Origin of the sequence: Streptomyces sp. NBC_00045 (assembly GCF_045041095.1) — a bacterium.
Classification (GTDB): domain Bacteria; phylum Actinomycetota; class Actinomycetes; order Streptomycetales; family Streptomycetaceae; genus Streptomyces.
The window spans coordinates 1,590,187-1,612,500 of the sequence record NZ_CP108271.1 but is presented as its reverse complement, the minus strand read 5'-3'; the positions used below and the strand labels follow the sequence as shown (position 1 = coordinate 1,612,500).

The 22,314-nt window shown below is 68.3% G+C and carries 17 protein-coding genes, 2 rRNA genes and 1 riboswitch (1 of these 20 only partly in view); of the genes, 15 read left to right on the top strand and 4 right to left on the bottom strand.

Features of this window, described 5'->3' with window-relative positions; translation table 11 throughout:
* The 12 genes from OHA65_RS07655 to OHA65_RS07600 form a co-directional block, all read left to right on the top strand.
* A 23S ribosomal RNA gene (locus OHA65_RS07655) occupies positions 1-3,093 on the top strand (it extends 30 nt beyond the left edge of the window).
* Positions 3,094-3,170: 77 nt separating this feature from the next.
* A 5S ribosomal RNA gene (gene rrf, locus OHA65_RS07650) occupies positions 3,171-3,287 on the top strand.
* A 118-nt stretch (positions 3,288-3,405) separates the two neighbouring features.
* Positions 3,406-3,996 (top strand): CDP-alcohol phosphatidyltransferase family protein, encoded by a 591-nt coding sequence (locus OHA65_RS07645; protein ID WP_327282370.1) that lies wholly within the window; start codon positions 3,406-3,408, stop codon positions 3,994-3,996.
* A gap of 100 nt (positions 3,997-4,096) precedes the next feature.
* Positions 4,097-6,592: a mannose-1-phosphate guanyltransferase gene (locus OHA65_RS07640; protein WP_327282369.1), complete on the top strand. Its 2,496-nt coding sequence runs from the start codon at positions 4,097-4,099 to the stop codon at positions 6,590-6,592.
* Between the two features lie 109 nt (positions 6,593-6,701).
* Positions 6,702-7,610 (top strand): DUF881 domain-containing protein, encoded by a 909-nt coding sequence (locus tag OHA65_RS07635; protein ID WP_327282368.1) that lies wholly within the window; start codon positions 6,702-6,704, stop codon positions 7,608-7,610.
* The gene (locus OHA65_RS07630) at positions 7,607-7,939 is read left to right on the top strand and encodes a small basic family protein (RefSeq protein ID WP_030158423.1); all 333 of its coding nucleotides are present in this window, start codon (positions 7,607-7,609) and stop codon (positions 7,937-7,939) included. The genes OHA65_RS07635 and OHA65_RS07630 overlap by 4 nt, the downstream gene beginning before the upstream one ends.
* Positions 7,940-7,944: 5 nt before the next feature.
* A complete protein-coding gene (locus OHA65_RS07625; RefSeq protein WP_328762073.1) occupies positions 7,945-8,805 on the top strand; it encodes a DUF881 domain-containing protein in 861 nt (286 codons plus the stop codon).
* 130 nt (positions 8,806-8,935) lie between these two features.
* The gene (locus OHA65_RS07620; protein WP_328762071.1) at positions 8,936-9,823 is read left to right on the top strand and encodes an FHA domain-containing protein; all 888 of its coding nucleotides are present in this window, start codon (positions 8,936-8,938) and stop codon (positions 9,821-9,823) included.
* Positions 9,824-9,842: 19 nt separating this feature from the next.
* Positions 9,843-10,616: a MerR family transcriptional regulator gene (locus OHA65_RS07615; protein WP_405761612.1), complete on the top strand. Its 774-nt coding sequence runs from the start codon at positions 9,843-9,845 to the stop codon at positions 10,614-10,616.
* 63 nt (positions 10,617-10,679) lie between these two features.
* Positions 10,680-11,153 carry a bifunctional nuclease family protein gene (locus tag OHA65_RS07610; RefSeq protein ID WP_030009777.1) on the top strand — a complete coding sequence of 158 codons (474 nt, stop codon included), beginning with the start codon at positions 10,680-10,682 and terminating at the stop codon, positions 11,151-11,153.
* Positions 11,154-11,331: 178 nt separating this feature from the next.
* The gene (locus tag OHA65_RS07605) at positions 11,332-11,970 is read left to right on the top strand and encodes a MerR family transcriptional regulator (RefSeq protein ID WP_327282364.1); all 639 of its coding nucleotides are present in this window, start codon (positions 11,332-11,334) and stop codon (positions 11,968-11,970) included.
* A 79-nt stretch (positions 11,971-12,049) separates the two neighbouring features.
* Positions 12,050-13,540 carry a DNA polymerase IV gene (locus OHA65_RS07600; RefSeq protein WP_327282363.1) on the top strand — a complete coding sequence of 497 codons (1,491 nt, stop codon included), beginning with the start codon at positions 12,050-12,052 and terminating at the stop codon, positions 13,538-13,540.
* Here OHA65_RS07600 and OHA65_RS07595 read toward each other — a convergent pair.
* Positions 13,537-13,908, bottom strand: coding sequence for a PRC-barrel domain-containing protein (locus OHA65_RS07595; RefSeq protein ID WP_327282362.1), 372 nt, complete (start codon positions 13,906-13,908; stop codon positions 13,537-13,539). The genes OHA65_RS07600 and OHA65_RS07595 overlap by 4 nt on opposite strands.
* A gap of 113 nt (positions 13,909-14,021) precedes the next feature.
* Positions 14,022-14,120: riboswitch (glycine riboswitch) on the top strand.
* Between the two features lie 198 nt (positions 14,121-14,318).
* On the opposite strand from OHA65_RS07595, the gene gcvP reads away from it, so the two are divergent.
* Positions 14,319-17,213, top strand: coding sequence for an aminomethyl-transferring glycine dehydrogenase (gene gcvP / locus OHA65_RS07590; protein ID WP_327282361.1), 2,895 nt, complete (start codon positions 14,319-14,321; stop codon positions 17,211-17,213).
* 172 nt (positions 17,214-17,385) lie between these two features.
* Here the strand turns inward: gcvP and OHA65_RS07585 are convergent, their stop codons facing one another.
* On the bottom strand, positions 17,386-17,592 hold the full coding sequence (locus OHA65_RS07585) for a DUF5999 family protein (protein ID WP_308284656.1): 207 nt from the start codon (positions 17,590-17,592) through the stop codon (positions 17,386-17,388).
* A gap of 323 nt (positions 17,593-17,915) precedes the next feature.
* Positions 17,916-18,536, bottom strand: coding sequence for a hypothetical protein (locus OHA65_RS07580; RefSeq protein ID WP_327282360.1), 621 nt, complete (start codon positions 18,534-18,536; stop codon positions 17,916-17,918).
* A gap of 494 nt (positions 18,537-19,030) precedes the next feature.
* Here OHA65_RS07580 and OHA65_RS07575 point away from each other — a divergent pair, with 494 nt between their 5' ends.
* Both OHA65_RS07575 and OHA65_RS07570 read left to right on the top strand, forming a co-directional pair.
* Positions 19,031-20,566, top strand: a complete 1,536-nt coding sequence (locus OHA65_RS07575; RefSeq protein WP_327282359.1) for a glutamate-cysteine ligase family protein — start codon at positions 19,031-19,033, stop codon at positions 20,564-20,566.
* A 60-nt stretch (positions 20,567-20,626) separates the two neighbouring features.
* Positions 20,627-21,466 (top strand): CPBP family intramembrane glutamic endopeptidase, encoded by an 840-nt coding sequence (locus tag OHA65_RS07570; protein WP_405761609.1) that lies wholly within the window; start codon positions 20,627-20,629, stop codon positions 21,464-21,466.
* 16 nt (positions 21,467-21,482) lie between these two features.
* Here the strand turns inward: OHA65_RS07570 and OHA65_RS07565 are convergent, their stop codons facing one another.
* On the bottom strand, positions 21,483-22,301 hold the full coding sequence (locus tag OHA65_RS07565; protein ID WP_405761606.1) for a PhzF family phenazine biosynthesis protein: 819 nt from the start codon (positions 22,299-22,301) through the stop codon (positions 21,483-21,485).
* Between the last annotated feature and the right edge of the window lie 13 nt (positions 22,302-22,314).

Below are 22,314 nucleotides of genomic sequence, written 5' to 3'. Positions count from 1 at the left end.
CCTTGGCACCAGGAACCGATGAAGGACGTGAGAGGCCGCGATAGGCCCCGGGGAGCTGCCAACTGAGCTTTGATCCGGGGGTGTCCGAATGGGGAAACCCGGCAGTCGTCATGGGCTGTCACCCACTGCTGAACACATAGGCAGTGTGGAGGGAACGAGGGGAAGTGAAACATCTCAGTACCCTCAGGAAGAGAAAACAACCGTGATTCCGGGAGTAGTGGCGAGCGAAACCGGATGAGGCCAAACCGTATGCGTGTGATACCCGGCAGGGGTTGCGCATGCGGGGTTGTGGGAATTCTTTTGATCGGTCTGCCGGCCGGTCGGCGAGTCAGAAACCGTTGATGTAGTCGAAGGACATGCGAAAGGTCCGGCGTAGAGGGTAAGACCCCCGTAGACGAAACATCAGCGGCTTGCTTAAGAATCTCCCAAGTAGCACGGGGCCCGAGAAATCCCGTGTGAATCTGGCGGGACCACCCGCTAAGCCTAAATATTCCCTGGTGACCGATAGCGGATAGTACCGTGAGGGAATGGTGAAAAGTACCGCGGGAGCGGAGTGAAATAGTACCTGAAACCGTGTGCCTACAAGCCGTGGGAGCGTCGCTGTATGTGCTTGCACATACAGTCGTGACTGCGTGCCTTTTGAAGAATGAGCCTGCGAGTTAGCGGTGTGTAGCGAGGTTAACCCGTGTGGGGAAGCCGTAGCGAAAGCGAGTCCGAATAGGGCGATTGAGTTGCACGCTCTAGACCCGAAGCGGAGTGATCTAGCCATGGGCAGGTTGAAGCGGAGGTAAGACTTCGTGGAGGACCGAACCCACCAGGGTTGAAAACCTGGGGGATGACCTGTGGTTAGGGGTGAAAGGCCAATCAAACTCCGTGATAGCTGGTTCTCCCCGAAATGCATTTAGGTGCAGCGTCGTGTGTTTCTTGCCGGAGGTAGAGCACTGGATAGGCGATGGGCCCTACCGGGTTACTGACCTTAGCCAAACTCCGAATGCCGGTAAGTGAGAGCACGGCAGTGAGACTGTGGGGGATAAGCTCCATGGTCGAGAGGGAAACAGCCCAGAGCATCGACTAAGGCCCCTAAGCGTACGCTAAGTGGGAAAGGATGTGGAGTCGCAGAGACAACCAGGAGGTTGGCTTAGAAGCAGCCACCCTTGAAAGAGTGCGTAATAGCTCACTGGTCAAGTGATTCCGCGCCGACAATGTAGCGGGGCTCAAGCGTACCGCCGAAGTCGTGTCATTGCAGCAATAGGGCCAACGCCCGCTGTGATGGGTAGGGGAGCGTCGTGTGCCGGGTGAAGCAGCAGCGGAAGCTAGTTGTGGACGGTTCACGAGTGAGAATGCAGGCATGAGTAGCGATACACACGTGAGAAACGTGTGCGCCGATTGACTAAGGGTTCCTGGGTCAAGCTGATCTGCCCAGGGTAAGTCGGGACCTAAGGCGAGGCCGACAGGCGTAGTCGATGGACAACCGGTTGATATTCCGGTACCCGCTTTGAAACGCCCAATATCGAATCAGGCGATGCTAAGTCCGTGAAGCCGTTCCGGACCCTTCGGGGAAAGGAAAGTGGTGGAGCCGACGAACCAGACTTGTAGTAGGTAAGCGATGGGGTGACGCAGGAAGGTAGTCCAGCCCGGGCGGTGGTTGTCCCGGGGTAAGGGTGTAGGCCGAGGGGTAGGCAAATCCGTCCCTCATTAAGGCTGAGACCTGATGCCGAGCCGATTGTGGTGAAGTGGATGATCCTATGCTGTCGAGAAAAGCCTCTAGCGAGTTTCATGGCGGCCCGTACCCTAAACCGACTCAGGTGGTCAGGTAGAGAATACCGAGGCGTTCGGGTGAACTATGGTTAAGGAACTCGGCAAAATGCCCCCGTAACTTCGGGAGAAGGGGGGCCATCACTGGTGATCGGACTTGCTCCGTGAGCTGGGGGTGGCCGCAGAGACCAGCGAGAAGCGACTGTTTACTAAAAACACAGGTCCGTGCGAAGCCGTAAGGCGATGTATACGGACTGACGCCTGCCCGGTGCTGGAACGTTAAGGGGACCGGTTAGTGCACTTTCGGGTGTGCGAAGCTGAGAACTTAAGCGCCAGTAAACGGCGGTGGTAACTATAACCATCCTAAGGTAGCGAAATTCCTTGTCGGGTAAGTTCCGACCTGCACGAATGGCGTAACGACTTCTCGACTGTCTCAACCATAGGCCCGGTGAAATTGCACTACGAGTAAAGATGCTCGTTTCGCGCAGCAGGACGGAAAGACCCCGGGACCTTTACTACAGTTTGATATTGGTGTTCGGTTCGGCTTGTGTAGGATAGGTGGGAGACTTTGAAGCAGCCACGCCAGTGGTTGTGGAGTCGCCGTTGAAATACCACTCTGGTCGTGCTGGATGTCTAACCTCGGTCCGTGATCCGGATCAGGGACAGTGTCTGATGGGTAGTTTAACTGGGGCGGTTGCCTCCCAAAGGGTAACGGAGGCGCCCAAAGGTTCCCTCAGCCTGGTTGGCAATCAGGTGTTGAGTGTAAGTGCACAAGGGAGCTTGACTGTGAGACCGACGGGTCGAGCAGGGACGAAAGTCGGGACTAGTGATCCGGCGGTGGCTTGTGGAAGCGCCGTCGCTCAACGGATAAAAGGTACCCCGGGGATAACAGGCTGATCTTCCCCAAGAGTCCATATCGACGGGATGGTTTGGCACCTCGATGTCGGCTCGTCGCATCCTGGGGCTGGAGTCGGTCCCAAGGGTTGGGCTGTTCGCCCATTAAAGCGGTACGCGAGCTGGGTTTAGAACGTCGTGAGACAGTTCGGTCCCTATCCGCTGTGCGCGTAGGAATATTGAGAAGGGCTGTCCCTAGTACGAGAGGACCGGGACGGACGAACCTCTGGTGTGCCAGTTGTCCTGCCAAGGGCATGGCTGGTTGGCTACGTTCGGGAGGGATAACCGCTGAAAGCATCTAAGCGGGAAGCCTGCTTCAAGATGAGTATTCCCACCTCCTTGAGAGGGTAAGGCTCCCAGTAGACGACTGGGTTGATAGGCCAGATGTGGAAGCCCGGTAACGGGTGGAGCTGACTGGTACTAATAGGCCGAGGGCTTGTCCTCAGTTGCTCGCGTCCACTGTGTTAGTTCTGAAATAACGAACAGCTGTGATTTTAGCCAGCGTTCAAATTTCATAGTGTTTCGGTGGTCATAGCGTTAGGGAAACGCCCGGTTACATTCCGAACCCGGAAGCTAAGCCTTTCAGCGCCGATGGTACTGCAGGGGGGACCCTGTGGGAGAGTAGGACGCCGCCGAACAATCATTGTGGGAGAGCCCCGCACCTTCTGGTGCGGGGCTTTTCTGCGTTCAGGGGCGGTGCGTGTTCCTGTAGGGTCAGGATGCATCGTTCGTACGTTCAACAGTGGAGGCCCCCGGGTGGAGGTCCAGGAGACTCGGGTTCAGACGGACCGAATTTTCACCATTCCGAACATCCTGAGCATGGCTCGCCTCGCCGGCGTGCCCCTGTTCCTCTGGCTGATTTTGGAGAAGCACGACGGCTGGGCCCTGGCCGTCCTCATGCTCAGCGGGGTCAGCGACTACCTCGACGGCAAGCTGGCACGGCGCTGGAATCAGATCAGCAACCTCGGCCGACTGCTGGATCCGGCCGCGGACCGGCTGTACATCCTCTCCACGCTCTTCGGCCTGACCTATCGAGACATTCTGCCGCTGTGGCTCACCGGGGCGCTCCTCGCCCGTGAGCTGATGCTGCTGGTGATGGTCTGGATCCTGCGCCGTCACGGGTATCCGCCGCCGCAGGTCAACTTCCTCGGCAAGGCCGCGACCTTCAACCTGATGTACGCCTTCCCGCTGCTGTTGCTCAGTGACGGTACGGGTTGGTTGGCCTGGATGGGGGCAGTTTTCGGATGGGCGTTCGCCGGATGGGGTACAACCCTCTACTGGTGGGCAGGAATCCTTTACGTGGTGCAAGTCCGCCGGCTCGTGAAGGCGGACGCCGCGGCCGATTGAGCTCGCTCGGCGCCCGGCTGACGCGGAGGAGTTGCGGAGTCACCGTTCGGGACGGGTGAGGTCGGCGAGAACGTCGTCTCTCAAGGAGGACTCTTCCGACATGAAGGCCGTCGTGATGGCCGGTGGCGAAGGCACACGCCTTCGCCCCATGACCTCAAGCATGCCCAAGCCGCTCCTGCCGGTGGTCAACCGGCCGATCATGGAGCACGTGCTCAGGCTGCTCAAGCGGCACGGGCTCAGTGAGACCGTGGTTACCGTGCAGTTCTTGGCGTCACTCGTCAAGAACTACTTCGGTGACGGCGAGGAGCTCGGAATGGAGCTCACCTATGCCAACGAGGAGAAGCCACTCGGCACTGCCGGCAGTGTGAAGAATGCCGAGGAGGCCTTGAAGGACGATGCTTTCCTCGTCATTTCCGGCGATGCACTCACCGACTTCGACCTCACCGACCTCATCCGCTTCCACAAGCAGAAGGGCGCACTGGTCACGGTGTGCCTGACCCGGGTGCCGAACCCGCTGGAATTCGGCATCACCATCGTGGACGAGGAAGGCAAGGTCGAGCGCTTCCTGGAGAAACCGACGTGGGGGCAGGTGTTCTCGGACACCGTCAACACCGGTATCTACGTCATGGAGCCCGAGGTCTTCAATTACGTGGACCCGGACGTTCCGGTCGACTGGTCCGGCGATGTCTTCCCGCAGCTGATGAAGGAAGGCCGGCCGATCTACGGATATGTGGCCGAGGGCTACTGGGAGGACGTCGGCACGCACGAGAGCTACGTCAAGGCACAGGCCGACGTGCTTGAGGGCAAGGTCCAGGTCGAGATGGACGGCTTCGAGATCTCCCCGGGCGTGTGGGTGGCCGAGGGTGCCGAGGTCAGCCCCGACGCCGTGCTCCGCGGGCCCCTGTACATCGGGGACTACGCCAAGATCGAGGCCGGCGTGGAGATCCGTGAGCACACGGTCGTCGGGTCCAACGTCGTCGTCAAGAGCGGGGCCTTCCTGCACAAGGCCGTCATCCACGACAACGTCTACATCGGGCCCCACAGCAACCTGCGCGGCTGCGTCATCGGCAAGAACACCGACATCATGCGGGCCTCCCGGATCGAGGACGGCGCCGTCATCGGTGATGAGTGCCTGGTCGGTGAGGAATCGATCATCCAGGGGAACGTGCGGGTCTACCCGTTCAAGACGATCGAGGCGGGCGCCTTCGTCAACACGTCGGTGATCTGGGAGTCCCGCGGTCAGGCGCATCTGTTCGGCGCCCGCGGCGTCACCGGCATCCTGAACGTGGAGATCACGCCCGAGCTGGTGGTCCGGCTGGCCGGCGCCTACGCCACGACCCTGAAGAAGGGGGCTACGGTCACCACGGCCCGAGACCACTCCCGTGGCGCGAGAGCGCTCAAGCGGGCCGTGATCTCGGCGCTCCAGGCCAGCGCGATCAACGTGCGCGACCTGGAGAACGTACCGCTGCCCGTGGCGCGGCAGCAGACGGCGCGGGGCAGCGCGGGCGGGATCGTGCTGCGGACCTCGCCGGGCGTGCCGGACTCGGTCGACATCATGTTCCTGGACGAGCGCGGAGCGGACCTTTCGCTCCAGCAGCAGCGCAAGCTGGACCGGGTGTACGCGCGGCAGGAGTACCGGCGGGCGTTCCCGGGCGAGATCGGAGACCTCCAGTTCCCGGGCAGCGTGTTCGACGCGTATACGGGTTCGCTGCTGAGGCGGGTGGACACGACCGGTGTCGCCGATTCCGGGCTCAAGGTGGTCGTGGACGCCTCCAACGGCAGTGCCGGGCTGGTCCTGCCCAGCCTGCTGGGCCGGCTCGGCGTGGACGCGCTGACGATCAACCCGGGTCTGGACGAGTCCAGGCCGACGGAGACCGCGGAGACCCGGCGGGCCGGTCTGGTGCGGCTCGGGGAGATCGTGGCCTCGGCGCGGGCCGCGTTCGGCGTCCGCTTCGACCCAGTGGGAGAGCGGATCTCGCTGGTGGACGAGCGCGGGCGGATCATCGAGGACGACCGGGCGCTGCTGGTGCTGCTCGACCTGGTGGCCGCGGAGAAGCGCAGCGGCAAGGTGGCGCTGCCGGTGACCACGACCCGGATCGCCGAGCAGGTGGCGGCGTACCACGGGACACAGGTGGAGTGGACGACGACGTCGCCCGACGACCTGACGCGGGTGGGCCGGGCGGAGAACACGATCTTCGGCGGGGACGGCCGGGGCGGCTACATCGTTCCGGAGTTCAGCAGCGTGTTCGACGGATCGGCGGCGTTCGTCCAGCTGATCGGGCTGGTGGCGCGGACCCAGCTCACGTTGAGCCAGATCGATGCGCGGATACCGCGAGCCCATGTACTCAAGCGGGACGTACCGACCCCGTGGGCGGTGAAGGGGCTCGTGATGCGGCGGGTCGTGGAGGCGGCGGGGGACCGGCAGGTGGACACCACGGACGGGGTGCGGGTGGTCGAGGCCGACGGGCGGTGGGCGCTGGTGCTGCCCGACCCGGCGGAGGCGGTCACGCACCTGTGGGCTGAGGGTCCCGACGACACGTCCGCGCAGGCGCTGCTGGACGAGTGGGCCGGCGTGGTGGACGGCGCCGGGCACTGAACCACGGACCCGTGACGCAGCAGGGCCGTCCGGTGGGCCGGGGGCGACGTAGGTCGCTCCCTGTCCACCGGACGGGCGCATTCGGTACGGGCGGCGCCGACATGCGACGATGAGCGGCATGTCGCAGCCGCCCCCCAACCGGAGTTCGGCGCCGGCGCCTGCCGCGCGTCCGGACGCGTCGATGTCGCTGCTGACGCACGTGATGGACCACAGTCTCGACGAGGGCTATGCGGAAGCGTCGGCCCGGCGCGAGGCGGAGGGTACGGCGGGCCTGCCGCGCACCCTCAAGGCCAAGCTGGCGCTCGCCGCCGGGCTCGTGCTCGCCGCCATGGTCGTCACGCTGGGTGCCGCCCAGGCACGGATAGCGGCGCCGGTCCTGGCCAAGGAGCGGCAGGAGCTGATCGACCGGGTGCAGCGGGCCGACGAGCACGCGGACGGCCTGGAGCGGGACATCGAGCGGCTGCGGGAGAACGTCGCGAGCCGCCAGCGCCAGGCGCTCAAACAGCAGGGTGGCGACCAGGGGCAGCTCGTGGCGCTGCTGTCCGGTGCGACGGAGGCCCGCGGACCCGGGGTCAAGCTGGTCGTGGACGACGCCAAGGGCTCCTCGTCGGGCGGTGGCGGCAAACCGCGCGAGAACGCCGGATTCTCGGACACCGGGCGGCTGCGGGACCGGGACATGCAGAAGATCGTCAACGGGCTCTGGCAGTCCGGGGCCGAGGCCGTCTCGATCAACGGGCAGCGGCTGACGGCGTTGTCGGCGATCAGGGCCGCGGGTGACGCGATACTGGTCGACAACAGGCCGCTGGTACCGCCGTACGAGGTTCTGGCGGTGGGGGACAAGAAGCGGCTCGGGACTGCGTTCCAGGACTCCGCGGACGGCCAGTACCTGCACGCGCTGCAGGAGAACTACGGGATCCGCTACACCTTGTCCCCGGCGGACGACCTGCGGCTGCCTGCCGCGTCGAGCCTGACCGTACGTACAGCTACAGCAGAAGAGCCGAAGAAGGGTGCATCGTGATCGCGGTACTGGGCCTGGTGGCCGGAGTGGTGGTCGGACTTCTGGTCCGGCCCGAAGTGCCGGCCGTCGTCGAGCCTTATCTGCCGATCGCCGTGGTGGCGGCGCTGGACGCGGTGTTCGGCGGTCTGCGCGCGATGCTGGACGGCATCTTCGTGGACAAGGTCTTCGTGGTGTCGTTCCTGTCGAACGTGGTCGTAGCGGCGCTGATCGTCTTCCTCGGTGACAAGCTGGGCGTCGGCTCGCAGCTGTCCACCGGTGTGGTCGTCGTCCTCGGCATCCGCATCTTCTCCAACGCCGCGGCCATCCGCCGGCACGTGTTCCGGGCGTGAGGCCGATGGGTACGAACGACAATCCGCCCGAGGAGCCGATGGGCTCGGAGCTGCCGCCGCAGGACGAGCCGGCGCAGCCCGCCCGCCCGGCGCAGCCGGTGGAGCCCGCGGTGGTCGAAGAGGGCGTCAAGGACGCCGCGCCCGCGCAGACCGGCCGGCAGCGGCTGGCGGAGGGGTTGTGGCCGCCGCGCGTGAGCCGGGCCCAACTGATCGTCGCGCTGCTCCTGTTCGTCCTCGGGCTGGGCCTGGCCATCCAGGTGCGGTCGAACAGCGACTCCAGCGCGCTGCGCGGAGCCCGCCAGGAGGACCTCGTACGGATCCTCGACGAGCTGGACGGCCGCACCAAGCGCCTGGAGGACGAGAAGCAGCGCCTGGAGGACCAGCGCAGGGAACTGGAGAGCAGCTCCAACCAGGCGGAGGAGGCCCGTCGGCAGACCGTCGAGAAGGAACGCCAACTCGGGATCCTGGCCGGTACGGTGGCAGCGCAGGGACCGGGCATCACGCTGAAGATCACCGATCCCAAGGGTCAGGTGCAGTCGGACCAGCTGCTGGACACCCTCCAGGAGCTGCGGGCGGCCGGGGCCGAGGCGATCCAGATCAACGGTGTGCGCGTCGTGGCGAGCTCGTTCTTCTCGGACGAGGGCGGTGGTGTCGGGATCGACGGTAAGAAGATCACACAGCCTTATGAGTTCAAGGTGATCGGTAAGCCGCAGGATCTGGAGCCCGCCCTGAACATCCCCGGCGGTGTCGTGCAGACGCTGGAGAAGGAACAGGCCACCGTCGCCGTCACACGGTCGGCGAAGATCGTTGTGGATGCCTTGCGGGCTGCGAAGCAGCCTGACTACGCTCGGTCGTCATCGTCGTGACGCAGGGCGGAGCGCGGGCGGTCTCACGCGGGCTGATGCCTGCGGGGGGTCGACGCACTGAAGTAGTGCTGCGTGGTGGAAACTGTCTGGTGGATACGGACGTTGTGAGGATGTCCGGGTCGGCAGGTGTGTGCATTCGGAGTTCGTCCTGCCCCACGGGCGGGTCTGTTTCGTTCAAGGGGAATCGCCCGTGAAGTTGTTTGAGAAGTTGTTCGGCAAGAAGAACCGCGAGGAAAGCGGTGCGTCCAGGCACCGTGCGGGGCAGGGAGAAGCGGAAGGTCAGGGCGACCGACCGCTCTTCCGCGACGAGGTCGCCGGTACGGGGGACGTTCCCGGCGCGTCGTCTGTTGACCCTGCGGGTTCCGGACGCATAGGTTTCGGTGAACCATCAACCTCAAGTTCGGGTGGAGGGTTTACCTCCGACCCGTATGCCACCAATGCCTCCGCGGGGCAGCCGCGGCGCGAGGAGCCGTCCATGTCGGCCGAGCAGGTTTGCAGCAGGTGCGGACACCGTAGCGATGCGGCCAGCCGGTTCTGCTCCAACTGCGGCGCGCCGCTGCGGGCGGGTCTGACGCCGGAGCGTGCCTCGGAGACCACGTCCACCATCTCGATCTCGGGCCTTGAGGCCTACGAGGCCGAGGTGTCGGGACAGCAGCACGTGTCGTCCTCGCTGTCCCCCGAGGCCCAGGCCGCGGTGGAAGCCCTTCCCCCGGGTTCCGCCCTGCTGATCGTGCGGCGCGGCCCCAACTCGGGCAGCCGCTTCCTGCTGGACGGTGAGCTGACCACGGCGGGTCGGCACCCGCAGAGCGACATCTTCCTGGACGACGTCACGGTCTCCCGGCGGCATGTCGAGTTCCGCAGGAGCCAGGACGGTGGCTTCACCGTCTCCGACGTGGGCAGCCTCAACGGCACGTACGTGAACCGTGAGCCGATCGACGCGGTCGCCCTGCACAACGGCGACGAGGTGCAGATCGGCAAGTACCGGCTGGTCTTCTACGCGAGCCTGCGGGGCGTCTGACCCTTCAAGGGAAGGTCCCATGCTGCGTCCCCCCACCGGCGGTGCCCCGAAGAGCGGCACCGCCGGCAGCGTCGGCTCGGCCAGGCGGCTGATGAGCATCGGTACGGTGCTCACCCTGCTGCGTGACGAGTTCCCCGAAGTCACGATCTCGAAGATCCGCTTCCTAGAGGCGGAGGGGCTCGTCGAGCCCAAACGCACGCCTTCCGGATACCGCAAGTTCAGCACCGAGGACGTCGAGCGGCTGGCCCGGATCCTGCGTCTGCAGCGGGACCACTACCTGCCGTTGAAAGTCATCCGCGAACAGCTGGACGCGCTCGCCCGGGGCGAACAGATCCGCATCCCGGCCCCCACGGCGCACGGGGATTCCGTCGATCCCGCCGGCCCCGCCGCCGTCTACGGCGAGGTGGGTCGGGAACGGACGACCGCGGCCCGGGTGGGCCGCGCGGAGCTGCTCGCCGCCGCCGAGGTGGACGAGGTGCAGCTGGCCGAGTGGGAGTCGTACGGGCTGATCGGCGAGGCTCCGGGCGGCGGATTCGACGCGGAGGCGGTCACCGTGGCCCGGCTGGTGGCGGATCTGGGCCGGTTCGGGCTGGAGCCGAGGCACCTGCGGGCCATGAAGGCCGCCGCGGACCGTGAGGCGGGTCTGGTGGAGCAGGTCGTGGCACCCTTGCGGCGGCACCGCAACCCGCAGACCAGGGCGCACGCCGAGGCCACCTTGAAAGAGCTCGCAGGGCTCTCCGTACGGCTCCACGAGGCCTTGGTGCAGACCGCGCTCGGGGTCCGTCTGCACTGACCTCGGTGATCTCCGAGGGGGCCCGACTACCCAAACCTGCCGAGCAGGTCCTAGGGTTGCTGTGTGAACGAGCTCGACGTTGTGGGTGTCCGGGTGGAAATGCCCTCCAACCAACCGATCGTGCTCCTGCGTGAAGTGGGAGGCGACCGGTACCTCCCCATCTGGATCGGACCAGGGGAGGCGACCGCCATTGCCTTCGCCCAGCAGGGCATGGCCCCTGCCCGGCCGCTGACGCACGACCTGTTCAAGGACGTGCTGGAGGCGATCGGCGAGGAGCTCACCGAGGTCCGGATCACGGATCTGCGGGAGGGCGTCTTCTACGCGGAGCTCGTCTTCGCCAGCGGGGTCGAGGTGAGCGCGCGGCCTTCCGACGCCATAGCGCTGGCCCTGCGCACGGGGACGCCGATCTACGGGAGCGACGGCGTGCTGGACGACGCCGGCATCGCCATTCCGGACGAGCAGGAGGACGAGGTGGAGAAGTTCCGCGAGTTCCTCGACCAGATCTCTCCGGAGGACTTCGGCACCGGGCCGCAGTGAGCCGTGGGCCGCGCCGTCACGAGCAGTGACAGCCCATTCGGAGAGCCGTTCCCCGTCCAAGGACACGGGAAACCACTCTCAGGGTGATTATCACTCGGCGTGCCGAGTGTGGCGATCGTTGACGCACCCCTGGTGACTGCCTACCTTCGAGGGGGCAGGTCAAGGACGGAGGGTCGGCGTGAGAGTCACGGGCGACGGTACGACCGGGGGCATCCCCGTGCGGAGTGACGGTGGGCCGTACCCGCTCCACGGCAGTGCGGCGGGTTCCGCGCGCCGTCAGCCGGAAACGGCGCCGGTCGCTCCGGTGGGCGCGGACCCGGCACCCGAGCAGGTGGGCTACCGGGGCCCGACCGCGTGCGCCGCGGCGGGCATCACGTACCGCCAACTGGACTACTGGGCGCGCACCGGGCTGGTGGAGCCCACGGTGCGTCCCGCGTACGGCTCCGGGACGCAGCGCCTCTACAGCTTCCGGGACGTCGTCGTCCTCAAGATCGTCAAGCGCTTCCTGGACACCGGGGTGGCGTTGCAGAGCATCCGGACCGCGGTACAGCACCTGCGCGACCGCGGTTTCTCGGACCTGGAGCGCATGACGCTGATGAGCGACGGCGCCACCGTGTACGAGTGCACCTCGCCGGACCAGGTCGTGAGCCTGCTCCAGGGCGGGCAGGGCGTCTTCGGCATCGCCGTGGGCGTGGTCTGGCGCGACGTCGAGAACGCGCTGTCGCAGCTGCACGGCGAGCGGGTCGACACCGGGGAGACGGTGGTCGGCCACAACCCGACGGACGAGCTGGCCGCGCGGCGCAACCGCGCCGGTTGAGCACGGTCCCCGGCCCGGCCGCGGAGCCGCCGCGCTCCGTCCCGGCCGATTGTCGGTGGCATGGGGCAGCATCAGGGCTGTGAGAGCCGCGCCGACCATCCTGCACCTGGACATGGACGCCTTCTACGCCTCCGTGGAGCAGGCGTCGAAGCCGAGCCTGCGCGGCAAGGCCGTGATCGTCGGCGGGCTCGGTCCGCGCGGGGTGGTCGCCACCGCGTCCTACGAGGCCCGGCGCTTCGGGGTGCACTCGGCGATGCCGACGGCCCAGGCGCGCCGGCTCTGCCCGAACGGCGCCTACCTGATCCCGCGCTTCAGCCTGTACCGGGCGGTCAGTGACGTGGTCATGGCGCTGCTGCGGGAGCTGTCACCGCTCGTGGAGCCCCTCAGCCTGGACGAAGCCTTCGTGGACCTTGAGGCGGGCGGCGCCGCCTTCGACGCGGAAGCCGCCCTGGAGACGGGACAGATGCTGCGGGCGGCCATCCAGGCCGCGACCGGCCTCAGCGCGTCGGTGGGGCTGGCGGGGTCGAAGATGCTGGCGAAGGTGGCCTCGGAGGAGGCCAAGCCCGACGGGCTGCTGCTGATCGAGCCGGGGACCGAGCGGGCCCTGCTCGCGCCCATGTCGGTGCGGACCCTGCCGGGGGTGGGGCCGGCGACCGGGGAGCACCTGCGGCGGGCCGGGATCACCACCGTGGGAGAGCTGGCCGAGGCCGGTGAGGACGAGCTGGTCCGGATGGTCGGGCGCTCGCACGGGGTCGGCCTGTACCGGATGGCGCTGGGGCTGGACGACCGGCCGGTGGTCGCCGAGCGCGACGCGAAGTCCGTGTCGGTCGAGGACACCTTCGACGTGGACCTGCACGACCGGGTGCGGATCCGCAACGAGGTGCAGCGGCTCGCCGACCGGTGCGTGCAGAGGCTGAGGGGCTCGGGCCACTCGGGACGCACGATCGTGCTGAAGGTGCGGCGCTACGACTTCTCGACGCTGACGCGCTCCGAGACGCTGCGGGGGCCCACCGACGACCCCGCGGTGGTGCGGGAGGCCGCGGCGCGGCTCTTGGAGGCGGTGGACACCACGGGCGGGGTGCGGCTCCTGGGGGTGGGCGTGACGGGCCTGGCGGACTACACGCAGGAGGACCTGTTCGCCCAGTCCATGGCCGCGGAGGCGGCGGCGGACACGGCTGCGTCGGGCGGAGCCGCCGAGTCGGACGTGGCTGAGGAGGTCGACGGTAGGGGAGGGGCGGGAGAGTCCGGTGCCCCTGGTGGGTCTGCGGGGCCTGGCGGGCCCCTGGAGGCTCCCGAGGGTGCGCTTGCGTCCGTGACCCCGGAGACCGTCCCGGAGCGGCGCTGGCCGGCCGGGAGCGACGTACTGCACGCCGTCTACGGGCCCGGCTGGGTCCAGGGCAGCGGGGTCGGCCGGGTGACCGTGCGCTTCGAGCGGCCCGGATCGCCACCGGGCCGGGTACGCACCTTCCGGGTGGAGGACCCCGAGCTGGAGCCCTCCGATCCGCTGCCCCTCGTGGGGAAGACCGCGCCGGACGCCCGGGCCGAGCCGCCTGCGAGCGGAGCCGCCTAGGCGGAGTCGTCGCCGTTCGCCAGGCGGCCGAAGTCGCGCCGGATGTCCGACGGGAGGGAGACGTCCAGCCCGTAGTGGTGGTAGAGCTGCAGCTCCTGCTCGGGGGAGAGGTGGCGGCCGACGCCGAAATCCGGGGCGTCCTTGATGAGGGAGCGCTCGAAGGGGACCCGCAGGGTGTCGTCGACGACCTCGCTCGGCTCCAGGGGGACGAAGGCGTCCCGGCTGAACAGGCCCGTCCGGACTGCGGCCCATTCGGGCACGCCCGTGGCATCGTCGAGATAGACCTCGTCGACGGTGCCGATCTTGGTTCCGTTGCGGTCGAACGCCTTGCGGCCGATCAGGCTGCGCGGATCGATGTCGGTCTGCACGGTCCCTCCATATGGTCGCAACTCCTCCGTAATGACTACAGAAGGGCATTTCCGCAGCGGAGGCCACTCGAAGGAGGACCCAGAACCGCGCTGGTAGGCTGGGTGGCGGCTGTTGACCCTGTGCGGGAGAGTCCTCCGAGTGAGCATGACGGAGGCGCCGAAGGAGCAAATCCTCCCCGGAATCTCTCAGGCATACGTACCGCACGTGACGAGGCCACTCTGGAAAGCAGGGGCGGGTGCCGGGCGCGCAGTGCCGGTTCCCCTCCTCACCGACGGTGAAAGCCGGAGGCCGCGGGCCATCCCCGTGACTCCGGTGAAGCTCTCAGGTTGAGATGACAGAGGGGGAGGCCGTCCGGGTGCCCGCGCCGTGGTGCCCCTCGCAGGTCGTACGACCCAGGAGGCCTCCGTACATGACCGCCAACCGCATTCCGCTCTCCCAGCTGGAGCGAGGGATCCCCTTCGAGCAGCGCCACATCGGCCCGGACGCCGAGGCGCAGGCGAAGATGCTCGCCCACGTGGGCTACGGCTCGCTGGACGAACTGACCGCCGCCGCGGTACCGGATGTGATCAAGAGCGCCGAGGCGCTGAACCTGCCCGAGGCGCGGACCGAGGCCGAGGTACTGGCCGAGCTGCGTTCGCTCGCCGACCGCAACCAGGTCCTGACGTCGATGATCGGTCTCGGCTACTACGGGACCTTCACCCCGCCGGTGATCCTGCGCAACGTCATGGAGAACCCGGCCTGGTACACGGCGTACACGCCCTACCAGCCCGAAATCTCGCAGGGCCGCCTTGAGGCGCTCCTCAACTTCCAGACCGTCGTCGCGGACCTCACCGGCCTGCCGACCTCCGGCGCCTCCCTGCTCGACGAGGGCACCGCGGCCGCCGAGGCCATGACGCTGGCCCGCCGCGTCGGCAAGTCCAAGGGCAACGTCTTCCTCGTCGACGCCGACGCGCTGCCCCAGACCATCGCCGTGATCGAGACCCGCGCCGAGCCGATCGGCATCGAGGTCGTCGTCGCCGACCTGTCCGAGGGCATCCCGGCCGAGGTCGCCGAGCGCGGCGTCTACGGTGTGCTCCTCCAGTACCCGGGCGCCTCCGGTGCCGTACGGGACATCAAGCCGGTCATCGACCAGGCGCACGGCCTGGGCGCGATCGTCGCCGTCTCCGCCGACCTGCTCGCCCTGACCCTGCTGACCTCCCCGGGCGCGCTCGGCGCCGACATCGCCGTCGGCACCACCCAGCGCTTCGGCGTCCCGATGGGCTTCGGCGGCCCGCACGCCGGCTACATGGCCGTCCAGGACAAGCACGCCCGCTCGCTGCCCGGCCGCCTCGTCGGCGTCTCCGTGGACGCGGACGGCAACAAGGCGTACCGCCTGGCGCTGCAGACCCGTGAGCAGCACATCCGCCGCGAGAAGGCCACCAGCAACATCTGCACCGCGCAGGTGCTGCTGGCCGTCATGGCCGGCATGTACGCCGTCTACCACGGTCCGGACGGCCTGCGGACGATCGCCCGCCGTACGCACCGCTACGCGTCCCTGCTCGCGGCCGGTCTGACGGCCGGCGGGGTCGAGCTGGTGCACGGCTCGTACTTCGACACCGTCACCGCCCGGGTGCCCGGCAAGGCCGCCGAGGTCGTGGCCGCCGCGCGCGAGGGCGGGGTCAACCTGTTCCAGGTCGACGCCGACCACGTCTCCGTCTCCTGCGACGAGACGACGCTGCGCGCCGACATCGAGGCCGTCTGGGCCGCCTTCGGCGTCGACGGCTCCGCCGCGGACATCGAGGCCCTCGACGAGACCACGGCCGACGCGCTGCCCGAGGCCCTGCTGCGCTCGGACGACTACCTGGCGCACCCGGTGTTCCACCAGCACCGCAGCGAGACCGCGATGCTGCGCTACCTGCGCAAGCTGGCGGACAAGGACTACGCGCTGGACCGCGGCATGATCCCGCTGGGCTCCTGCACCATGAAGCTCAACGCGACCACCGAGATGGAGCCGGTCACCTGGCCCGAGTTCGGTCAGCTGCACCCGTTCGCCCCGGTCGGGCAGGCGGAGGGGTACCTCACGCTCATCACCGAGCTGGAGGAACGTCTCTGCGAGGTCACCGGCTACGACAAGGTCTCCATCCAGCCGAACGCCGGCTCCCAGGGCGAGCTCGCCGGCCTGCTGGCCGTCCGCGCCTACCACCGGGCGAACGGCGACGAGCAGCGCACCGTCTGCCTCATCCCGTCCTCCGCGCACGGCACCAACGCCGCCAGCGCCGTGATGGCCGGCATGAAGGTCGTCGTCGTCAAGACCGCCGACGACGGCGAGGTGGACGCGGCCGACCTGCGCGCCAAGATCGAGCAGTACCGCGACGAACTCGCCGTGCTGATGATCACGTACCCCTCGACGCACGGTGTGTTCGAGGAGCACGTCGCCGACATCTGTGCCCAGGTGCACGACGCCGGCGGCCAGGTCTACGTCGACGGTGCCAACCTCAACGCCCTGGTGGGCCTGGCCAAGCCGGGTCACTTCGGTGGCGACGTCTCGCACCTGAACCTGCACAAGACCTTCTGCATCCCGCACGGCGGCGGCGGCCCGGGCGTCGGCCCGGTCGGTGTCCGGGCGCACCTGGCCCCGTACCTGCCCAACCACCCGCTGCAGCCGACCGCGGGCCCGGAGACGGGCGTAGGCCCGATCTCGGCGGCGCCGTGGGGCTCGGCGGGCATCCTGCCGATCTCGTGGTCGTACGTGCGCCTCATGGGCGGCGAGGGCCTCAAGCGCGCCACCCAGGTGGCGGTGCTGGGCGCGAACTACATCGCCAAGCGCCTGGAGCCGCACTACCCGGTGCTCTACACCGGCCCGGGCAACCTGGTCGCGCACGAGTGCATCATCGACCTGCGCCCGCTGTCGAAGGCGACGGGCGTGAGCGTGGACGACATCGCCAAGCGTCTGATCGACTACGGTTTCCACGCCCCGACCATGTCCTTCCCGGTGGCCGGCACGCTGATGATCGAGCCGACGGAGTCCGAGGACCTCGCCGAGATCGACCGCTTCTGCGACGCGATGATCGCCATCCGCGGCGAGATCGACCGGGTCGCGGGCGGCGAGTGGCCCGTGGAGGACAACCCGCTGGCCAACTCCCCGCACACCGCTGCGGCGCTGGGCGGCGAGTGGAACCACCCGTACAGCCGTGACGAGGCCGTCTTCCCGGGCGGGGTCACGGCGTCGGAGAAGTACTGGCCGCCGGTGCGCCGCATCGACGGTGCCTTCGGCGACCGCAACCTGGTGTGCTCCTGCCCGCCGCTGGACGAGTACGACAACTGAGCGCGACCGAGCCGCAGCCGCAGGGCACCTGCCCGTTCGGCGACCTGACACATCCGTGTGAGGTGACGGCATGACGAAGGGCCGGTCCGGGAGAATGATTCCCGGGCCGGCCCTTCGTCGTTGCGTGCTGCTTCGTTCCGTGCTGCTTCATTCCGTTCCGTGCTGTTGCCGTCTAGGCCGCCTTCATCACCTGCGCCGCCGCGAGCGGGCGGTGCGGGGCGATGATCTGGCCGTCCGGCAGCAGCTCACCGGTGTCCTCGAAGAGCAGGACGCCGTTGCACAGCAGGCTCCAGCCCTGTTCCGGGTGGTTGGCCAACGGCTTGGCGGCCTCCCGGTCGGCGGAGTCGGCTGACGGGCACGCTGGCTGGTGCTGGCACATGGATGCGTTCTTTCGCTGCGGTGTGGTCTGTGTGCTGCGGCTCGATGCCTTGTTCATGGCCGCCCCCCGTATCAACGTCTTGGTTTGGTCAGGATCCCAGTGTTGCCCTACGGAGTTGCGTCCGCAGGGATTTCCCGGCAGCTGTCCTCATAGATTGATGACGCATCACTCGTGCGGGCGGTTCAGGTCAACTCCCCTGTCATTTCGGGTGGTTCGCTGGTGGCCCGAGTGGGCTAGGCCGAATGGGTCGTACGGGCCAGCGACCCGGAACGCACCTGCTCAGACACCGCGCAGACCCTCCTCGCAGCCCCCTCGGGCCCCGCTCAGGCGGCCGGCGCGGCCAGTGACGGCGGGACCGGCGGGCTCGGCGGAGTGAGCCGGTGCGTCATCACGGGCAGTAGTTCGGACACCGGGTGCGGCCGGTACGGGGCGATGCCGGGCGGGGCCGGCGCCAGTGGCACCAGGAGATCCGCGGGGGCCGGCAGCCCGGCGGAGGCGTCGGCGCCGACCGCCCCGTGCAGCCACAGCGTCATCATGTACAGCTCGGGTACGGAGAGCAGCCGCGGCTGGTAGTTCTTGCCGAGGGACTCCGCCTGGCGCAGGGCGCGTTCGGTGGCCGCGACGTAGGGGCCCTCGAAGAAATGGGAGAAGACCCAGCCGTCCGGGGTCAGCCGGGTGTCCGCGGCGGCCACGTAGCGGTCGCCGCTGCGGATCAGGAACCGCCAGGCGGTCAGCCGGGTGCGGGGTGGGCGGCCCCCCGCCGCCAGCTGGGAGATGTTCAGCCGGTCGAGGACGTGGACCGGCAGGGGTAGTTCGGCGGTCATCGGACCCTGCAGCGCGCGCAGGGCCGGAGTGTGCGCCTCATGGACGGCGGTGGGGGAACCGAGTGCCGCGAGGACGCTGCGCAGGGCGGGCGCGGGAGCCGGAGGGACATGCAGCGGCATGGTGGGTCGCCTCTCACTTGGGAGACCTGTGGAACGGGGCAGGTGCGGACGGCGCTGTCGCATTCTGGGGCCAGAGGGGGGCTGAGGGGCAATGGCCGCGCGCCAACTCTCTGCCTCGTTTGCGGAGTTTATACGACATGTGTTCACGCAGTGTTTCGGCTAGCTGTCCCGCCTATTGCCGACAAGTCGCTTACCGGTCCCGCTGACATGGCTTTCATGCCGGTTGCGCGCGAACAAGTCGCGCTGACCTCGGAGGTTACCGGACAGGGGCTCGGCTGGAAAGCGTCCATTATCTGGAACCGGCAAAACGCATGCGGAATTTGCATGAGATGCCTTGCCAAGTGAATGTGCCATAGCGCCCTTCGGCCAAACCGGCGCGCGCTCCCCGCCATGCACACCCCCGCGGCGTTATCGATCACGCCTCCGGGGCATCATCGACCGTACATGCGCGCCTGGGTGTCACAAGCCAGGCCCATTCGAGGAGGGAAGCTTCGATGGGGGAGAAGGTCGTGGCGGGCGGATTCGACCTGTCCGATCGGCAGAAGTACCGGAGGAAGCTTCACGAGTGCCTGGAGGGGCTGGAGCGGCTTCTGGCGGAGAAGAGGTTCGATCGTCCCAAGAACATGATGGGGCTGGAGATCGAGCTGAATCTGGCGGGTGCCGACGGGCTGCCGAGAATGGTGAATGCCCAGGTTCTGGAGCGTATAGCGAGCCAGGATTTCCAGACGGAACTCGGAATGTTCAACCTGGAGGTGAACGTCCTTCCGCACCGGCTCGGCGGCCGGGTATTCGACCAGCTCGCCGAGGAACTGAGTGCAGGGCTCGGCTATGCCCACCGCCAGGCCGCGGAGATCGACGCCGGCGTGGTGATGATCGGCATCCTGCCCACGATCACCCGGGCCGACCTGGTCACCGCCAACCTCTCCGCGGTGGACCGCTACTCGCTGCTGAACGAGCAGATCCTGATGATGCGCGGCGAGGACTTCGTGCTCGACATCGACGGGGTGGAGCGGCTCACCTGGAGCACCGGGTCGATCGTCCCGGAAGCCGCCTGCACCTCCGTACAGCTGCACCTCCAGGTGACGCCGGCCCGGTTCGCCGACGTGTGGAACGCGGCGCAGGCGGTCACCGCCGTACAGATAGCCGTCGGCGCCAACTCGCCGTTCCTGTTCGGGCGCGAGCTGTGGCGCGAGTCGAGGCCGCCGCTCTTCACGCAGGCCACCGACACCCGCCCCCCTGAACTCCAGGCCCAGGGGGTACGGCCCCGGACCTGGTTCGGGGAGCGCTGGGTGGAGTCGGCGTACGAGCTCTTCGCGGAGAACGTCAGGTACTTCCCCGCCCTGCTGCCCATCTGCGACGAGGAGGAACCGCTGCGCGTGCTCGCCGAGGGAGGAGTCCCGAGCCTGCAGGAACTCGTCCTGCACAACGGCACGGTCTACCGGTGGAACCGGCCCGTGTACGGGGTCGCCGACGGGATGCCGCACCTGCGGGTGGAGAACCGCGTGCTGCCGGCCGGCCCGACCGTCGCCGACGTGGTGGCCAACGCCGCCTTCTACTACGGGCTGGTCCGCACGCTCGCCGACGAGCCGCGCCCGGTGTGGACGCGGCTGCCGTTCGCCGAGGCCGAGGCCAACTTCGACGCGGCCTGCCGGTACGGGATCGACGCGCGGCTGCGCTGGCCGCGCCGCGGCCGGGGCGGCGGGCTGGCCAGCGTGTCCGCCGTACGCCTGGTCCTGGACGAGCTGCTGCCGATGGCGGCGGCCGGCCTGGACGCCTGGGGCATCGAGCCCGCCGACCGTGACCACTACCTCGGGATCATCGAGGAACGCTGCCAGCGGCGGGTCAACGGCGCGACCTGGCAGGTGGACACCTACCACCGGGCGCTCGCCTCCGGGATGGGGCGGGACGCGGCCCTGGCCGCGATCACCCGGCGCTACAGCGAGCTGATGCACAAGGGCGATCCCGTGCACACCTGGCCGGTCGGACTGGCGGACGAGGAGGTGAGCGCCCCGGTGCCGGTGCGGCGCTGAAACGGCCGCTGCGCGTGCGTTCCCGGTCCGGTGATCCGGTTCCCCCGCCGAAGAGGCAGTATGGGGGGACGAAGCGGAACGGCGGAACGGGAGTCGGACGTGCGGGCGGAGCCGGAGCCGGTGGTCAAGGCGTTGCACCCCGAGAACGGGCGGGGGGTCCTGCGCACCGAGACGCTGCTCGTGCTGGCGCTCTCGCTCGGAGCGAGCGCCGTCGCCTCGCTGATCAGCTTCATCGGCTCGCTGACCAAGCCGGGCGGCCTCAAGGACCAGGCCGCCACGCTCAACGGTTCGCATGCCCCCGGCCGGCCCTGGCTGGACCTGGCCTGGCAGCTGTTCGGCATCGGCACCGCCCTGGTGCCGGTGCTGCTGGTCGCCCACCTGCTGACCCGGGAGGGCGTGCCGGGGCTGCGGGCGCTGGGCTTCGACCGTACCCGGCCCGGCTGGGACCTGGCGCGCGGAGCCCTGGTCGCGGCCGGGATCGGGAGCGCGGGGCTGGCCTTCTACCTGGTGGCGCGGTCGAGCGGGGCCAACCTCACGGTCGTGCCGGAGGCGCTGCCCGACGTGTGGTGGAAGTTCCCCGTGCTGATCCTCTCCGCGGTGCAGAACGCTGTCGTGGAGGAGATCATCGTGCTGGCCTACCTGCTGCGCAGGCTCGGTCAGCTGGGCTGGTCCCCCCTGGCCGCGCTGCTGGCCAGCTCGGTGCTGCGCGGCTCGTACCACCTCTACCAGGGCATCGGCGGCTTCATCGGCAACATGGTGATGGGCGTCGTCTTCGTCCTGGCGTACCGCCGCTGGGGCCGGGTGGGACCGCTCGTCGTCGCGCACGCGCTGCTCGACATCGTGGCCTTCGGCGGGTACGCGCTGCTCGCGGGCAAGGTCGGCTGGCTGCCGACACCGTAGGCCTCCCGGTCGCCCGTCAGGGGCGGGTGAGCAGTTCGCCGTCGATGACGGTGACCGCGTGGCCCGTCAGGAGCGTACGGTCGCCCGCCAGCCGGACCGCGACGTGTCCCGTGCGCGCTCCGCCCTGTAGGCCGACGAGCGAGGTACGGCCCAGCCGGGCGGCCCAGAACGGGGCGAGAGCGGTGTGGGCGCTGCCGGTGACCGGGTCCTCGTCGATCCCGAAGGCCGGGAAGAAGCCGCGGGAGACGAAGTCGTAGCCGCGGGAGGGGTCCTCGGCGGCCGCGGTGACGATCACCCCGCGGTGGGCGTAGCCGCGCAGGGCGGCGATGTCGGGGGTGAGCTCGCGTACCGTCCGCTCGTCCGCCAGCTCGACCAGCAGGTCGCCGATGTGCTCGGACGTGTCGTGGACGGACCGGATCGGGACGCCGAGGGCGCTCTGGACCGCGGGGTCCGCCTGGGCCGGGGTGAGGGAGGACGTCGGGAAGTCCATCGTGATCGTGCCGTCCCCGGCGGCCTCCGCGGTGAGGATGCCGCACCGCGCGGAGAACCGGGTCAGCCCCCGGGCGAGGCCGCTCGTCGCGAGCACGTGCGCCGTGGCGAGCGTGGCGTGGCCGCACATGTCGACCTCGGCGGACGGGGTGAACCAGCGCAGGGCCCAGTCGGCGTCCCCGCCGGGCTGCAGTGGGTGGGCGAAGGCGGTCTCGGAGAGGTTGACCTCGGCGGCGACCTGCTGGAGCCAGGCGTCCGGCGGGAACTCCCCGTCGAGGAGCAGGACCCCGGCGGGGTTTCCGCGGAAGGGGCGGTCGGTGAAGGCGTCGACGATTCGGAGGCGCATCCGCCGACCGTAG

Bases quoted from the DNA above. Each gene is read 5' to 3' on its own strand.
- OHA65_RS07625 (WP_328762073.1), top strand. From the start codon at position 7,945: ATGGGTACGAACGACAATCCGCCCGAGGAGCCGATGGGCTCGGAGCTG.
- OHA65_RS07570 (WP_405761609.1), top strand. From the start codon at position 20,627: ATGGGGGGACGAAGCGGAACGGCGGAACGGGAGTCGGACGTGCGGGCG.
- OHA65_RS07575 (WP_327282359.1), top strand. From the start codon at position 19,031: ATGGGGGAGAAGGTCGTGGCGGGCGGATTCGACCTGTCCGATCGGCAG.
- gcvP (WP_327282361.1), top strand. From the start codon at position 14,319: ATGACCGCCAACCGCATTCCGCTCTCCCAGCTGGAGCGAGGGATCCCC.
- OHA65_RS07640 (WP_327282369.1), top strand. From the start codon at position 4,097: ATGAAGGCCGTCGTGATGGCCGGTGGCGAAGGCACACGCCTTCGCCCC.
- OHA65_RS07585 (WP_308284656.1), bottom strand. From the start codon at position 17,592: ATGTGCCAGCACCAGCCAGCGTGCCCGTCAGCCGACTCCGCCGACCGG.
- OHA65_RS07615 (WP_405761612.1), top strand. From the start codon at position 9,843: ATGCTGCGTCCCCCCACCGGCGGTGCCCCGAAGAGCGGCACCGCCGGC.
- OHA65_RS07580 (WP_327282360.1), bottom strand. From the start codon at position 18,536: ATGCCGCTGCATGTCCCTCCGGCTCCCGCGCCCGCCCTGCGCAGCGTC.
- OHA65_RS07635 (WP_327282368.1), top strand. From the start codon at position 6,702: ATGAGCGGCATGTCGCAGCCGCCCCCCAACCGGAGTTCGGCGCCGGCG.
- OHA65_RS07565 (WP_405761606.1), bottom strand. From the start codon at position 22,301: ATGCGCCTCCGAATCGTCGACGCCTTCACCGACCGCCCCTTCCGCGGA.